The following is a 16449-nucleotide window of genomic DNA, read 5'->3' on the forward strand; positions in this document are numbered from 1 at the left end:
ATAGAGTCAGGCTGCCCGAAAAGATGTATCGAAGCTGTACCTCATCGAGGCGCTGCGCTTGACCAAGACCGAAGACTGGAGGGCAAATTCAGTGCATAACTGGACTGCAGCGATGGTCTGCAGGTGCCTGCTTTTTTCGCTACGCCATTGATGCTCTCAAAAACAAGGGGATAAGTTCTGGCCCGAAGATTCCGCCCAAAAATCCGGCTTCAGCCACGCGACGCGTTTTTTCTCATCAAAGAATGTGACAAGTTTGTTCAGGAAACAAACTTCTTGCATGTTCCCCTTCAGCTGCTGTAACGTTTCTTCATAAATTCATGCGACCGAAATGGAGGGACTATGACAGTGACGATCGGCGGCAAAGATTGCCGCATTGGCCTTGCTTTGTCTGGCGGGGGATTCAGAGCCGCTGCCTTTCATCTAGGCATGTTGCGTAAGCTTCAGTCACTGGGGCTTCTTCAACGCATTGATCTTTTGACATGTGTCAGTGGCGGAAGTATTGCGGGAGCAACGCTTGCGGTGAATTGGTCGAGTGGCGTTGATGCAGCGCTGGAAAAGCTCGACGAGTACCTCAGAACCAAGTCAATTGCGGTGGGATCCGTGATCGGGGGCATCCTGGATCCGTTTGAGTCCCGCCTGGACAAGTTGGCAGAGAGCTACGACAAAGATCTCTTCGGTGAGAAGTCGTTGTCCACTCTGCAACACGGCCCTCGGATCTATTTGAACTCGACGAACATCGCGACGGGGAACATGTTCTTCTTTGTCGCTGGTGGCGGGAGCGCCTCTAAAGCGGAGATGGGCGAGCATGAGCTTGGCGTTGTCGATGCGGGAACCTTCAGAATCAGCAATGCTGTTGCGGCATCTTCAGCATTCCCGCCTGTTTTCGGACCTCTGCGGCTGGATCCGGATGTCTACCCTCCGGCAGAGAAAGTGGGCTATGTGACGCTCACGGACGGAGGTGTCTACGACAACCTCGGTATCAATCCTGGTCTGCGTGTGGAACGAAACAAGCTCGACTATTTGATCACCAGTGACGGAGGAAAGCCGTTCACCAATACCTCGGAGCCTACAGAGGCCGGAGCCATGGTCCTCAAAGCTGCACTGGACATTCTGATGGAGCAAGTGCGAGGGCTGCAGTTCGATCGCATGCAGCATCGGCACTTGGCGGGTAAGGGGCCAAAGCCACTGTGGTTCTCTATCGATAGCGTCGAGGGACAAGCCAACCCGGGAGATGCCACCTTTGCGTCCTCGATCAGCACCAACCTGAAGCGGCTGAACAACGACGAAATGACTGTTCTCCAACGCCACGGAGGGGCACTCGTTGAAGCCCGCCTTCGTTCATACGCACCCGAGCTCCTCGCGGCGGTTTGATCCGATCTGTCCAGGTCGAATTGCGACCACATATGGTCGCGCAGTCTAGAGGAGCCCAGCCGTGACGATGATCAAGCCAGGCAAGCAGTCGTTCTTAGTGTTGGCCCAAGATCCAGGAGTGACTGGGCCCGCAGGAGAGCGGGTATTTGCGACTGTAGATGTCCCAGCAGAACGACTTGCCCTCGGGCCCACGGGATACCGGGTCAAGGTCGTTGACTTCGATGCTGAGGCCGGTGTGCTGTACAAGGCCCACGCATACCAAGAGGATGCGGAAGGCAGGCTAGAGGACATTTTTGCGGCCCAGCTTCCACCTCCCGGGAGCAAGCTCCGCAAAAAGGTGGAAGACCAATTGCTAGCCAACCCGGCGTTTCACGGGCAGAACGTCTATGCGTTGGTAATGCGAACGCTGGCGCGTTTTGAGTACGCGTTGGGACGGCGGGTGCACTGGGGTTTCGATGGTCATCAGCTCCATGTTGCCCCGCACGCCTTTGTGGATGCCAATGCGTTCTACTCCCGTGAAGACCGCGCGTTGATGTTCGGCTACTTCAAAGCCGATCAGGAGCCTGTGAAGCCTTTTGTCTTTACGAGTCTCTCGCACGACATCATCGTGCACGAGACTACCCATGCTCTGCTGGACGGGCTCCGCGCAGGCTTCATGAATTTCTCCGGACCGGATCAGGCTGCATTTCATGAAGGTTTCTCAGATGTTGTCGCGCTGCTGTCGGTCTTTTCCCTCAAGGAAGTCGTTGAACTGGCCCTGACTCAGTTCAATGATGTTGCCAACCGCGTAGTCATCAAGAGCAAGGGCAAATCTCTGATTCATCGGAGGGCGCTCACTGCCAGCGCTTTGACCGACGGCGCCCTCATGGGACTTGCGGAGGAGTTTGGGCGGGCGCTTGGTGGGATGCGAGCGAATGCTTTGCGTCGATCAGTGCGAATCAAGCCCTCGCGCGACTTGCTCGACTCTCCAGACTTCCGAGAGCCGCATACCCGAGGGGAAATCCTAGCTGCCGCCCTGATGCGCACGTTCCTTCAGATCTGGCTGCGTCGCATTGAGGAGCTTGGGACCTTTGATGATGGTTACTACAACCTCGTGGAGGTTGCGGCCGAGGGGGCCAAGGTGGCAGACCACCTTCTCACCATGTCAATTCGAGCCCTCGACTATTGCCCGCCTTTGGACTTGGAATTCGGGGACTACCTTGCAGCGCTGCTCACAGCAGATGCTGAAATTGCCCCCGATGACAAGAGGTACCACTATCGAAACACTGTCTTAGAAGTATTTGGGTCCTTCGGAATAGTGCCTCCTGTGAGTAGAACGGACGCGAGTGGCTGTTGGATCGGCTTCTCGCAGCACGCCTCTATCCAGTACCGGAGGACGAACTTTGAGTCCATGCTCCGCGACCCAGAAGAAGTATTCCGATTCATCTGGGAAAACCGAGACGCGCTGGGCGTCGACGAGCGGTCCTACACCCAAGTAGTCTCTGTACGCCCCAGCCTACGCATCGGGCCTGAAGGCTTCCTGTTGCGCGAGACCATCTGCGAATACGTCAGCCGCGCCAACATATTCGGGGCGGAGCTCAAGGTGGTTTGTAACGTGGATCCGCGCCCACCAGGTGTGAGCTCCAATACGGCGCTGACCGTCTATGGCGCAGGTACGCTTGTGTTTGACCAATATGGCCAGTTGAAGTACCACATCGCCAGGCAAATGAACGATGGTCAATGGCAGCGCAAACGGCTTGAGTACCTGGTCGGCGAGCCCACGGAGGATCCCGAGATAGGCAGTGCCTTTGCCAATCTACATTGGATGCGAGCGCACTGCGCTTCTTGTGATGACACAGGCAAACGGCAGAGAACTTCGTCCAGTCCGCGAGCCAAAAGCGCACAACCTGTATCGCGTCCGATCAAAGGCCATTTAGGAGGCTCGGTATGAGTACGAACAAGGCGCGTGCGAAGACCGGCACGGGGGCAAAGCATCATGCTTTGACGAAGTCCGCCAAGGGACCGACTCATCTCAATCTGTTCGCCTACCAAGTAGGCTTTGGCGACTGCTTTCTGTTGCAGTTCGTGTATGGGGATGGCGACTCTGACAAGCGGCATGTACTCATTGATTTCGGTACCACTGGAGCGCCAGAGGCAGACAGTGGAAAGCTAATGCAAAGAGTTGCGGAAGACATCAGGGAGAAATGTCGGGGAGCGCAACTGGATGCTGTTGTTGCTACACACAGGCATGCCGACCACATTAGCGGGTTCGCCACGAAATCCAACGGTAGTGGCTCCGGAGACATCATTCGGGCACTTCAGCCTCGCCTTGTACTGCAGCCATGGACTGAAGATTTGACATTGGCAACCGATGCTACGGGGCCACGCACAAAGAAGGCGAAAGCCACCTCTGGGAGTACTCGGGCGTTTAGCGCTCTTCAGGCCATGAACAACGTGGCGGAGCAGGTCGTCAAATTGGCCGCCGAGAAGCCAGGAGGACTACCACGCGGCCTGGCTGACCGGCTTGATTTTCTTGGGCGGGATAACACCAAGAACCTTTCTGCTGTTGAGAACTTGGCGGACATGGGGAAGGCAGGAAAAAGCTCGTACGCGTACTACGGCATGGAGGATCCTCTTAAGGATTTGCTACCCGGTGTAAAGACCCACGTTCTGGGGCCACCCACGGTGGATCAAAGCGCGACCATCAAGAAGCAGCGCGCTACCGACAACGATGAGTTTTGGCATTTCCATGCTCGTGGAGTGTCCACGGCAAACTCAATCGACGGCAATGCGCATGGGCCATTTGCTGCGAGCTATGTTTTCGCCAAAAAAGGCAAGCTGCCGCGAGAGGCACGCTGGGCGGCGAAGCACATCACCAATGCTCGCGGCAATCAGCTTCTCGGCATTGTCACCATGCTGGACAAGGCGATGAACAACACCAGTCTCATCTTGCTTTTCGAGGTGGGTGGAAAGCGGTTGCTGTTTCCTGGTGATGCGCAGATCGAGAATTGGTCATATGCACTTGAACAACCCGGGGTTGCGGAGATGCTGGCAGATGTTGACCTCTACAAAGTCGGACATCACGGAAGCCTGAATGCCACGCCCAAGTCACTGTGGAAGGGCTTCAGCAAGCGTGGAAATCCGTCAAAAAAGAATCGCATGACCTCCGTTCTCTCGACGATGGCTGGCAAGCATGGCAGCGAGGAGAAGCGAACAGAAGTTCCAAGAAAAACGCTGGTTGATGAGCTTAAGCACGATACGCATTTCCACTCCACCCAGGAGATGGCAATCAATGGACTCTTTACACAAGTCCGAATCGATTTTTGAGCAATGATGTCACGAAGTCCGCTCGCGGCAATGAAGATGCTGCCAGTATTTCCTCAACGTGAAGTTAAGGCGAACGCGCACATCACACAGAGTCGCACGCAATGCTGGCTCAGTACGGACACGTCACGAATGCTCAGTTGCCATATTGTCTGCAGACGGAGATGCAGTCATGATTAAGCTTCCTCAAACCAGACCTCCAGAATTCTTTCTTTCGCAGGAAGCGCTAATGTTGCGAAAGGAAGCGGAGGCCTTTTTTTTAAGAACGTCCTCATCTCGAGCACAGTCTCGGTTCGACTTCCAACGCATTGGCACTCGCATTTATCCGCACGTACGAAGGGGTTTTAGAGAACAGCTGCCTGCGAAGTGCGCCTACTGCGAGACGCCGACCGAGAAACCCGATATCGAAGCATTTCGGCCGAAGCAGCGTGCAGCCAACCTGGACGGAAAGATTGACGATGGTTACTACTGGTGGCTGACCTTCGAGTGGAGCAACTATCTACCGGCTTGTCGCCAATGCAACACCTTGAAGGGGCAACGCTTTCCCGTTAGAGGCCTTAGGGCACCGATCGGTGCTGTAGGAGCCGCGCTGGAATCCGAGGACCGGCTCTTGTTGGATCCTCGTGTAGATGAGCCCACGCGCGTACTACTCTTTTTGGATGATGGCCGCGTCACGAGCAACGATGAAAGAGGGCGAGTAAGCATCGACGTCCTGGGACTCAACCGAGATTCGCTTGTCGAAGCTCGAAGGAATGACCTACTCGTATTGCTTTCGCTCATGACTAAGGGAAAGCCTAGTGAGCGGCAGTTGGAAGGCATTTTTAAAGTGCTTGCGAGAATGACGGCGCCCGACCAACCCTTTACCGCTATGAGGCGACAGTATGTGAAAGCCTGGGCCGTTGAAGCATCGAAGGCTAGCCCAAGGCTGCACCGATTGACACGGAGCTTCCTCGATTTTGAGACTGCCCTGGTTTCCGGTCTCAACTCACGCAAGAAGGAGATCAAGGACGCGTCTTTGGGACTGACAGCCCGGAACCAGGGCACTGAGTCCTACTCGATCGCCGACAAGAACGTGTCGGATGATTACTACCGCCAAGCAAGGTTCATCGAGCGTTTCGAATTGATCAATATCAGGGCTTTCGAAAAACTGGAACTACGCGCCTCCATCGGTAGCGGCAACCCAGGCGAGTGGCTCGTCCTGCTTGGTGAGAACGGCTGCGGCAAGAGCACAGTGCTTCAGGCCCTTGCATGCGCGCTCGTTGGTCAGGCTGGCGTCGAAAGCACAGGCATCAAGGCAACCGACCTCCTGCGTCGTGGATGTAGCCGTGGACAAGTGACAGTACACGTAACAGGGATGTCAAAGCCCATCGTGATGACGCTCATTCGGCGAGGCAATCGAATCCAGGTGGATCCACCTGAGCCGAAACTGATGGTGCTCGGGTACGGCGCGACCCGCTTGCTGAAGCAAGATAAAGATGTCGCTCCCAGTAGTTCCAGGTTCAGGATTAACAACCTCTTCGACCCGTACTCTCGCCTGAGTGATGGACGGCCATGGCTCTACGAAGCCAAGAAGACTGAGTTCGATAGATTTGTACGCTCTTTGTCAGCACTCTTGCCACGAGCCGACGGCGCGAAGTTCACTCGCAGAGGTGACCGAATATTTGTCGAAACGCCTGGAGTCAAAGACACACTGGATACCCTCAGCAGCGGCTATCAAGCGGTACTTGCACTAGCGTTGGACATCATGAGCGTGATGCGGCTGGGTTGGCAAGACATGGCTTCGGCCGAAGGCATCGTGCTAATCGACGAAGTGGACGCTCATCTCCACCCAAGGTGGAAGATGCGGATTGTCCAGCGCCTCGGGGAGGTATTTCCTCGCATGCAGTTTATCGTCACCAGTCACGAGCCACTGACCTTACGTGGGCTAGAGCGCGAAGAGGTCGCTGTGCTTAAACGAACTCTGGATGGCAAAGTGGTCGCCATAACAGCGGACAGTGCAGACTTCCCATCTCCGCAGTTGATGCGGGTCGATCAGCTACTGACCTCCGAATTGTTCGGTTTGAACTCCACCGAAGATTTAGCGATAGACACGCTTTTTGAGGAGTACTACGTTTTGCTCGCTCAGCGCTCGAGAACAGCAGCGCAAGACGCCAGATTGAGTGAACTGCGCATGCAACTTGATGACGGTGCGCGCCTTGGATTGACTCCAAGAGAGCGGCTGGTGTTTGAAGCTGCAGACGCCATGATCGCCCAAAGTAAGGCTAACTTTGAGGCGTTGTCTGACTCAACTCAGGCGGCCGCGCGGGAGCGTTTGAAGTCGTTGTGGGCGGAAGTTCGGATTGAACCGCCTGTGGCTGGAAGCGGAACGTGATACACGTAGATCGAGTTCCTACTCCCGCCAGCCTTGACGGCATCGACGCCAAGGGTGTGAAGGAGACGAAGGATGCCATCCTAGCGGTGAAGAACGGCATCCAGTTCGAGTTCAAAGCCTACAAGGAAGACGACGTCGTCGCGGCGCTGCGTGCGATGTTTAACAAGAAGTGCGCCTATTGTGAATTCAACTACGCCGCCGGAGGCCCCGAGGACATTGAACACTTCCGTCCGAAGGGCGGTGTCATTGTCAATGGAAAGCTTGCGCAGCCGGGGTACTACTGGCTAGCTGCCGCATGGAGCAACTTGCTGCCGTCTTGCATCGACTGCAATCGCAAAAGAGCCAAGGAGTTCATCGACAGAGCAACAGGTGTATCGGGCAAGGCGAACTTATTTCCGATTGCTGACGAGTCCCGACGCTGGCGCAGTCACGGGTCCAAAAATCGGGAGGAGCCATTGCTTCTGAATCCCTGCGACGACGATCCCGAGCAGCACCTTGAATTTCTCGACAAGGGATTGGTGCGGCCGGCGCTGGACGCAGTTGGAGCTCCAAGTCGTAAGGGAGAAGCGTCGATCGAGGTCTATGGACTCGCGCGGAAGGACTTGGTCGAGCAGCGGGAGAGGAAGCAGACGCGAGTGCGAGCGGCTCTCCAGCAAGCGAGTGAGATTGCTGCGAAAGCTCAGGCCACTGCCGACCCGGTGATGCGTTCCTTTCTGGACGATCAGGTGAGAACCCTGATGCAAGAGGCTCAAAGCCACCTCGACAAGACAGAACCCTACCTGGCGGCTGTCCGAGCCGTATTTCGGGAGTTCGGGCTTCACCCGTGACCTGCGTTTGGCTTCAGCACACTATAAGTACCAGCAGGCTGATTGCTGCCGTAAGGCAGCGGCATTGGCATGCTGGTGCCCGTGGCCTGGCTAGATCCAACTGGAAATAACCTGTTGACTCTTCACAGCTAGGCTGTGCGGTAGTTGTCGATCTCCTCAATTTTGAAGAGCGTGACGATTGACGTGAAAGCAAAGTTGCCGCACAAGCACTGCTCCTGGAGGAGACCAGCGATGTCAAAAGAAAAGAAAGTCAACCATCTCAGCATCTTCCTCATCAAACAGCCATTTACGACCACTCACCAAGTTATAAAGGTCGAGGCCTGCGACGCGCCCGCTGAGGTTGCCATCGCAGGCCACGGGACCGGGCACCTTTTTGTCAGGAAGAATCCTCCGTCGCCGCCGAAATGGTCTGCTCTGTTCAAGGAGTTCATCAATCCGAGGGATCTGGCTGTCGAGGGTGTAGCTGCTGCCTTTTTTGTCAAGATCAATGAACGCTGCTTTGTCCTGGCCTTCGGTCAGGGCGGACGCTTTCTTCTGAGGGATGATGTGATCGAAGAGCGCTTCGGGCTTCTCTGCGCTCTCAATGCCGTTGATCCGAAGACGTTCCGCTGCGTCGATGTGCAATCGCTAAATGCCATTGAGAGCCACATGCGCATCCAGTCCGGCCAGGAGACGACGCCGGATCAGTTCGGCCTGAGCGTTGAGCAGGACATGTTGAAGGCCATCGTAGGCGCACCCAAGAATCCGATCCTCGGCAACCGTATGGCAGGCAGCGACGCGCTGGCTGTCTCGGTCAGATTGGATCTCTCCGATCTGCCGTTTCTGCTCGATGAGTACCGGAAACTTTTCGAAGCCGAACTAAACGCAGAGGACTATCAATGGGTCAACAACATCTCAACGACCAAGAGTGCTGCGGTCATAAGTTCCCTTGAGAGCGCCCTCGAAGCAAGAATGTCCGCAGGCCAATTCGACGGCGTCTGGCTGTCGATTCCGGAAATTATCGAATGGACGACGGTCAAGGGATTTATGTATTCACCGCACGGCGACGGCATTCTTCACCCTGATATCAATATGGAGGGGTTTCGCAAAACTGTCGATGGACCTATCACTCTTGAGGTGCTGCGGGCGCGCCACGTACATTGCGCCGACGCGGACCATAAGAAGGTTTTCAAGTCGTGGTCAGTGTTCAAGTGCCTGTATGCGGAGATCGAGCTCGACGGTGTTACACATATACTTAATGACGGCAAGTGGTTCAACATCGCCAAAGATTTTGTGGAACGGACGAGCCAAGACTATGCGGTGATCCCGCTGTCGAATATCAAGCTTCCCGAGTACCTGGGTGGCGGAGAAGGAGCGTACAACGCGCAGGTGGCAGCACTCGAGCCGATGATTTATGACCTGCTCGATGACAAGAAGAAAGTCATGCACGGCGGTGGCCATGGACAGGTCGAGATCTGTGATCTTTTCTCATCCAACCGTGAACTGATCCACGTGAAAATGTACGGCAAGTCCAGCGTCTTGAGCCACCTGTTCGCTCAAGGCTTCGTATCTGGTCAACTCATTCAAATCGACCCTAAATTTCGTGAGAAAGTCCGAGCACAGCTTGCGCTGACCCACCGCGAACTGCTGAAGATCGAGCCGAAACCGGAGCATGAATCCTTCACAATCATCTATGCCGTCATCAGCGATGCGCCGGGCACTGATCTGCATCTACCTTTTTTCTCCAAGGTCAATCTTGTCAATACGCGCAAGGTGCTTAGGGGCTTCGGATACAAGGTCGAACTTCTAAAAATCGCCGTGAACGACGCATACGCGAAGACCGTCACAATCCGGCCGAAAAAGGGAAAGAAAAAGGCGTAGCGCGTTCGCTCTATCACCATCCACGACGTCGCGCCACTGTCTGGACGACAACGTTTGGCAACGATGAATGTCCGGGGAGCATCATGTTGCTGTCATTCTCCCCGACCGGCCGAAGGGCGGCTTTCGCTGCAGAAGCGACTTCAGGGATAGCCGTTGCAGGCTGATTGCCGCCGTTCGCAAGATGGACTACGAACGGCTGCTCACGAGCGAATCTTGACGCTCGAATAGTTGGGCGCCTCGTCCGTGGGAGGCGTTGTTGTGTACAGGTTTGACTCCCACCCGCCCCCCAGCGCCTTGAAGATCGCCACGGCTGAGCGGGCCGACTCCGTCTGCGCTTGTACACGCGCTTCGGTCGCCCGGAGCAGCGTCTCGTCGGCGTGTAGGACTTCGATCAAGCTGACAACACCCTTTTGGTATGCAGAGAACGATGCGGCGCGCGCGCGACCCAGCGAATCAACTCCGCTCGTCAATACCGCCATCTGTTCCTGCCGCCGGGCGAGGGCAGAGAGCGCGTTTTCCACGTCTTCCGTGGCCTTGAGGGCTGCCAGCCGGTAGGCGGCCAGCATCTCTGCCTCTTGCCCCTTGGCCTGTTCAATCTGCGCATTGATGCGTGCGAAGTCGAAAAGGCGCCAGCGCAGCCCGAGCACGCCCGTGGCTTGGCTAGCGCCGCCTGAGAACAGGTTGCCACTGGAGACAGAGGTTGCGCTCCCCACCAGGCCACTGAGAGACAGCTTGGGGTAGTACTCTGAGATGGCAGCCCCAATGCGCGCATTGGATGCCGCCAGGCGGCGCTCGGCAACGATGAGATCTGGCCTGCGCCTGAGCAGGTCGCTGGGCGACCCCGTCGCGATGCCTTGGGGCGTGCTGGGGATGTTGCCTGGCGCAATGAGTTCTGCGCGATGGGTGCCTGGGGGCGTTCCCAGAATCACATCCATGGCATTCATCGCCGTGTCCAGGGACGCATCCAGCATGGGGATGGCCGCTTGCGCCTGCGAGAGCGTGCCTTCCGCCTGCCGCACCTGGAGTTCTGCCGCGAGCCCCTTACCGTGCAGCAGCCGGATGTTGGCCAGCAGATCCTGCTGCGTCTGTACCTGCCGGCGGGCCACGTCCCGGCGGGCCTGAAGGCCACGCACGGTGATGTAGATGACTGCCGTCTGCGCTGCCACGGCCAGCCGGGTGGCCACTGCGCCTGCTTCCGATGATTGGTATTCGGCCGTAGCCGCTTCCCGCCCCCGGCGCAGGCCGCCGAATACATCCAGCTCCCAGCTGGCGCCCAGGTTGGCCTCGTAGGCGCTGCCATACCGGTCAAAGCCCGGCATCGAATTCAGGGCCCGTCCAACGGGCGTTTGCGTGGACTGGTAGGCCCGGGCTGCCTGGCCTGATAACGCGGCAGACGGCAGCAGTGCGGCGTCGGCAGCGTCCAACCCTGCACGCGCCTGGGCCACACGGGCAGCGGCTTGTGCCAGGTCCAGGTTCTGCTGCAGCGCCAGCGACACGAATTGCGTCAACTGAGGGTCCCCATAGCTGGACCACCAGTGGGCCAGATTTGGAGGCGCCTTCTGCAGCGGTTGCTCTCGGAGGGTGCGCTCCTGGAACTGCCCAGGTAGGGCGACAGGGGGGCGAACATAGTCCGGCCCCACGGCACAGCCAGCGGACAGGCTTACAACAAGAAGAGCGGCGAGGGTGCGTTTGGGCAGCATGGTGTTTTCCGGCGATCAGGACCTTGAATTGTGACTATAATACCAAATGGTCACTGGTTGTCTAGTGGTTGAGACTGTCGTAAGCTGCACCCATGACCAAAACCAGCCATCCCACCGCCGCAGGCCGGGGCCCTGCGGACCACGAGGTGCGAAACCAGATCGTGACGGCCGCCACCGAGCACTTCAGCCGTTACGGCTACGAAAAAACCACCGTGTCCGATCTGGCCAAGGAAATCGGTTTTTCCAAGGCCTACATCTACAAGTTCTTCGAGTCCAAGCAGGCCATTGGCGAGATGATTTGTGCCAACTGCCTGGGCGATATCGAGAGCGAGGTTCGGGCCGCCGTGGCCCAGGCCGATCGGCCACCCGAGAAGCTGCGGCGCATGTTCAAAGCCATTGTGGAGTCGAGCCTGCGGCTCTTTTTTCAGGACAGAAAGCTCTACGAGATCGCCACCTCGGCAGCGACTGAGCGCTGGCAATCCACCATCGTTTATGAGGAGCGCCTGCAGGCATTGCTGCGGGATGTGTTGCAGGAAGGCCGACAGACCGGCGACTTCGAGCGCAAGACGCCGCTGGATGAAACCACCGCCGCCATCCACTTGGTGATGCGCCCCTACCTCAACCCTCTGATCCTGCAGCACAGCCTGGACTACGCCAACGAGGCGCCCGCACAACTGTCCAGCCTGGTTCTGCGCAGCCTGTCCCCTTGAGTCACAACTGATTTGTGACTATTGACTAATTTGGTCACAAGAATCACAATGAAAGTCCCGATCCATTCGCACAAGGGACTTTCATGCTTCGGCCTCGCCTCGCCACCCTGTTTCTCGTTTCTGCCTTGCCGTTGGCGCTGGTCGCTTGCGGCGAAAAGGCTTCTTCCGACCCCCGCACCCAGGCGCCGCTGGTGCGGGCCGCTGTCGTCCAGGAGGCCGCTGCTTCCCCTCGGGCGTTCACTGGCACCGTAGCGGCGCGGGTGCAGAGCGACCTGGGCTTTCGTGTCCCGGGCAAGGTGCTGGAGCGGCTGGTGGATGCGGGGCAGACCGTCAAACGCGGCCAGCCGCTCATGCGCATTGATGCGGTGGACTTGAAGCTGGCCGCCCATGCGCAGCAAGAGGCCGTGGCCGCTGCACGCGCCCGTGCACGCCAGACGGCGGACGATGAAGCGCGCTACCGCGACCTGCGTGGCACAGGCGCCATCTCTGCCACAGCCTACGACCAGGCGAAGGCAGCGGCAGACGCCGCCCAGGCGCAGCTCAGCGCCGCCGAAGCCCAGGCCGATGTCTCCCGCAATGCCAGCCGCTACGCCGAGCTGGTGGCCGACGGCGACGGCGTTGTGGTGGACACACTGGCCGAGCCCGGTCAGGTGGTGAACGCCGGGCAACCCGTGGTCCGCCTGGCCCACGCAGGCCGCCGCGAGGCTCTGATCCAGTTGCCCGAGACTCTGCGCCCCGCCATCGGTTCGCAGGCGCAAGCCACCTTGTTCGGCAAGGAGGGGCACGCCGTCCCGGCCAGGCTGCGGCAGCTGTCCAGCGCGGCAGACCGGGTGACGCGCACCTTCGAGGCGCGCTATGTGCTGGAAGGCGACTTGGCAAACGCGCCCCTGGGCACCACGGTGGTGGTGCGCATCGCAGACGATAAAGCCTCTGCGGCGGCGGGCCTGCAAGTGCCCATCGGCGCCTTGTTCGATGCGGGCAAGGGCCCGGGCGTGTGGGTGATTCGCGGTGAACCCGCCAAGGTGGCCTGGCAGCCGGTGGCCGTCCAGCGCCTGGACGATGGGGGGGCCTACGTAACGGGCCAGATCAGGCTTGGGGAGCGGGTTGTTGCCCTGGGTGCGCACCTGCTGCGTGAAGGTGATTCGGTCCGGCTGGTCGAGATGGCGGCTTCCGCCGCTGCGACCGAAGGAGCACGTCCGTGAGCCAAGGCCGTTTCAACCTGTCGGCGCTGGCAGTGCGCGAGCGCGCCATCACCCTGTTCCTGATCTTCCTGATCTCTGCGGCTGGCATTCTTGCTTTCGCCCAGCTCGGGCGCGCTGAAGACCCACCTTTCACGATCAAGCAGATGACGATCGTCACTGCCTGGCCTGGCGCCACCGCCCAGGAGATGCAGGACCAGGTCGCAGAGCCGCTTGAAAAGCGCATGCAGGAACTGCGCTGGTACGACCGCTCGGAAACCTTCACCCGCCCTGGCCTGGCGTTCACCATGGTGTCGCTGCTCGACAGCGCGCCACCCTCGCAGGTGCAGGAAGAGTTCTACCAGGCCCGCAAGAAGATCAGCGACGAGGCCCGAAAGCTGCCTGCAGGCGTCATCGGCCCCATGGTCAACGACGAATATGCCGACGTGACCTTTGCGCTGTTCGCTCTTAAAGCCAAGGGTGAACCCCAAAGGCAGCTGGTGCGCGATGCCGAGGTGCTGCGCCAGCAACTGCTGCACGTGGCGGGCGTCAAGAAGGTCAACATCATCGGGGAGCAACCCGAGCGGATCTTCGTCTCGTTCTCCCACAACCGGCTCGCCACGCTGGGTGTGTCACCGCAGGACATTTTTGCTGCCCTCCACAGCCAGAACATGCTCACCCCTGCAGGCTCCATCGAAACCCAGGGGCCGCAGGTCTTCCTGCGTGTGGATGGCGCGCTCAACACCCTGGAGAAGATTCGGCAGACCCCCATCGTCGCGCAGGGGCGGACGCTCAAGCTGTCGGATGTGGCGACCGTCGAGCGCGGCTACGAAGACCCCGCCACGTTCCTGGTGCGCAATGGTGGCGAGCCCGCCCTGCTGCTGGGCGTGGTGATGCGCGACGACTGGAACGGGCTCGACCTGGGCAAGGCGCTGGAGGCTGAGGTCACCCAAATCAACGCAGCACTCCCCATGGGCATGACGCTGACCAAGGTGACCGACCAGGCCGTCAACATCGCCTCAGCGGTGGACGAATTCATGGTCAAGTTTTTCGTCGCCCTGCTGGTGGTGATGGTGGTGTGCTTTGTCAGCATGGGCTGGCGTGTGGGCATCGTGGTGGCAGCCGCTGTGCCGTTGACGCTGGCGGCGGTGTTCGTGGTCATGGCGGCCTCTGGCAAGAACTTTGACCGCATCACGCTGGGCTCGCTCATCCTGGCGCTGGGCTTGCTGGTGGACGACGCCATCATCGCTATCGAGATGATGGTGGTGAAGATGGAGGAAGGCTACGACCGTGTGGCCGCCTCTGCCTACGCCTGGAGCCACACGGCAGCGCCCATGTTGTCGGGCACGCTGGTCACGGCCATTGGCTTCATGCCCAATGGCTTTGCACGCTCCACCGCGGGTGAATACACCAGCAACATGTTCTGGATCGTGGGCATTGCCTTGATCGCGTCGTGGGTGGTGGCCGTGGTGTTCACGCCGTACCTGGGCGTCAAGCTGTTGCCCAACCTCAAAAAGGTGGAGGGCGGGCACGACGCCATCTACGACACGCCGCGCTACAACCGGTTTCGCCAGTTGCTCGGCCGTGTCATTGCGCGCAAGTGGATCGTGGCGGCCTCCGTCGTCACTATGTTTGTGGTGTCGGTGCTTGGCATGGCCGTGGTCAAGAAGCAGTTCTTCCCCACATCCGACCGGCCGGAAGTGCTGGTCGAGGTGCAGATGCCCTATGGCACGTCCATCGAACAAACCAGCGCCGCCACGGCCAAGGTCGAAGCCTGGCTGGCGAAGCAGGACGAGGCCAAGGTCGTGACCGCCTACATCGGCCAGGGTGCCCCGCGCTTCTTCCTGGCCATGTCGCCCGAGCTGCCGGACCCATCGTTCGCCAAGGTCGTGGTGCTCACGGGCAACGACAAGGAACGGGAAGCGCTCAAGTTCAGGCTGCGCCATGCCGTGGCAGATGGCCTGGCGCCTGAAGCGCAGGTGCGGGTCACACAAATCGTGTTTGGCCCGCCTTCGCCCTTCCCGGTGGCTTACCGCGTCATGGGCCCCAACCCCGACAAGCTGCGCGAGATTGCCGCCGAGGTCGAAGCCGTGCTGCAGGCCAGCCCGATGATGCGCACCGTCAACACAGACTGGGGCGCGCGTGTCCCGACCCTGCACTTCACACTCGACCAGGACCGCCTGACGGCCGTGGGGCTCAGTTCCAGCGCTGTGGCCCAGCAGCTGCAGTTCCTGCTGAGCGGCGCACCGCTGACGGAGGTGCGCGAGGACATCCGCTCGGTGCAGGTCATGGGCCGGGCCGCTGGCGATGTCCGCCTGGACCCCGCGAAAATTTCGGGCCTGTCGCTGGTGGGATCGGGCGGGCAGCGCATCCCGCTGTCGCAGGTGGGCAAGGTCGATGTGCGCATGGAAGACCCCATCCTGCGCCGACGCGACCGCACGTCGACGATCACAGTGCGCGGCGACATTGCCGAGGGCCTGCAGCCGCCGGACGTGTCCACCGCCATCACCCAGCAGCTCCAGCCCATCATGGACAAGTTGCCGGGCGGCTACCGCATCGTCGAAGCAGGCTCCATTGAAGAAGCGGGCAAGGCCACCGTCGCCATGCTGCCGATCTTCCCCATCATGCTGGCGGCGACCCTGCTCATCATCATCCTGCAGGTCCGCTCGATCTCGGGCATGGTCATGGTCTTCCTGACCAGCCCACTGGGCCTGATTGGCGTGGTGCCCACGCTGCTCTTGTTTCAGCAGCCTTTCGGCATCAATGCGCTGGTGGGTTTGATTGCGCTGTCGGGCATCTTGATGCGCAACACGCTGATCCTGATCGGGCAAATCCGCGAAAACGAAGAGGCCGGGCTGGATCCTTTCCGCGCCGTGGTCGAGGCCACTGTGCAACGCGCCCGCCCGGTGATCCTCACCGCCCTGGCCGCGATCCTGGCATTCATCCCGCTCACGCACTCCGTGTTCTGGGGAACGCTGGCCTACACCTTGATCGGCGGCACGCTGGCCGGCACGGTCCTCACGCTCGTTTTCCTGCCTGCGATGTATTCGATTTGGTTCGGTATCCGGCCCGCTCGTTCTTCCTCCTCATCCTCAGCATCCGTCTGATTCCCCCACTGCACATCCCTCA

The 16449-nt window shown here is 59.2% G+C and carries 10 protein-coding genes; 9 read left to right on the plus strand and 1 reads right to left on the minus strand.

Annotation, left to right across the window (positions count from 1 at the left end; all coding sequences use genetic code 11):
* Positions 1-339 precede the first annotated feature (339 nt).
* The 6 genes from AC07OC_RS08855 to AC07OC_RS08880 all read left to right on the plus strand — a co-directional run bounded on the left by AC07OC_RS08855 (position 340) and on the right by AC07OC_RS08880 (position 9732).
* Positions 340-1371: a patatin-like phospholipase family protein gene (locus AC07OC_RS08855; protein WP_492244239.1), complete on the plus strand. Its 1032-nt coding sequence runs from the start codon at positions 340-342 to the stop codon at positions 1369-1371.
* A gap of 61 nt (positions 1372-1432) precedes the next feature.
* Entirely contained in the window at positions 1433-3301 is a 1869-nt protein-coding gene (locus tag AC07OC_RS08860) for a hypothetical protein (RefSeq protein ID WP_494600858.1), read from the plus strand.
* Positions 3298-4677, plus strand: coding sequence for an MBL fold metallo-hydrolase (locus tag AC07OC_RS08865; protein WP_494600860.1), 1380 nt, complete (start codon positions 3298-3300; stop codon positions 4675-4677). Before AC07OC_RS08860 ends, AC07OC_RS08865 begins: the two co-directional genes overlap by 4 nt.
* Before the next feature lie 169 nt (positions 4678-4846).
* Positions 4847-7045: an AAA family ATPase gene (locus tag AC07OC_RS08870; RefSeq protein ID WP_492244242.1), complete on the plus strand. Its 2199-nt coding sequence runs from the start codon at positions 4847-4849 to the stop codon at positions 7043-7045.
* A complete protein-coding gene (locus AC07OC_RS08875; RefSeq protein WP_492244243.1) occupies positions 7042-7872 on the plus strand; it encodes a retron system putative HNH endonuclease in 831 nt (276 codons plus the stop codon). The genes AC07OC_RS08870 and AC07OC_RS08875 overlap by 4 nt, the downstream gene beginning before the upstream one ends.
* 231 nt (positions 7873-8103) lie before the next feature.
* Complete coding sequence (locus AC07OC_RS08880; RefSeq protein ID WP_494600863.1) at positions 8104-9732, plus strand: TIGR04141 family sporadically distributed protein; 1629 nt, start codon at positions 8104-8106, stop codon at positions 9730-9732.
* Between the two features lie 200 nt (positions 9733-9932).
* Here AC07OC_RS08880 and AC07OC_RS08885 read toward each other — a convergent pair whose 3' ends face one another.
* Complete coding sequence (locus AC07OC_RS08885; protein WP_494600865.1) at positions 9933-11432, minus strand: efflux transporter outer membrane subunit; 1500 nt, start codon at positions 11430-11432, stop codon at positions 9933-9935.
* 92 nt (positions 11433-11524) lie between these two features.
* Between AC07OC_RS08885 and AC07OC_RS08890 the strand changes: the two genes are divergently transcribed.
* The 3 genes from AC07OC_RS08890 (at position 11525) to AC07OC_RS08900 (ending at position 16427) form a co-directional block, all read left to right on the plus strand.
* Complete coding sequence (locus AC07OC_RS08890; RefSeq protein ID WP_494600866.1) at positions 11525-12142, plus strand: TetR/AcrR family transcriptional regulator; 618 nt, start codon at positions 11525-11527, stop codon at positions 12140-12142.
* An 83-nt stretch (positions 12143-12225) separates the two neighbouring features.
* Positions 12226-13344 carry an efflux RND transporter periplasmic adaptor subunit gene (locus AC07OC_RS08895; RefSeq protein ID WP_494600868.1) on the plus strand — a complete coding sequence of 373 codons (1119 nt, stop codon included), beginning with the start codon at positions 12226-12228 and terminating at the stop codon, positions 13342-13344.
* Positions 13341-16427, plus strand: coding sequence for an efflux RND transporter permease subunit (locus AC07OC_RS08900; protein WP_494600870.1), 3087 nt, complete (start codon positions 13341-13343; stop codon positions 16425-16427). The genes AC07OC_RS08895 and AC07OC_RS08900 overlap by 4 nt, the downstream gene beginning before the upstream one ends.
* The last annotated feature ends 22 nt before the right edge of the window (positions 16428-16449 follow it).

Source organism: Acidovorax sp. GW821-FHT10E04 (assembly GCF_059415185.1).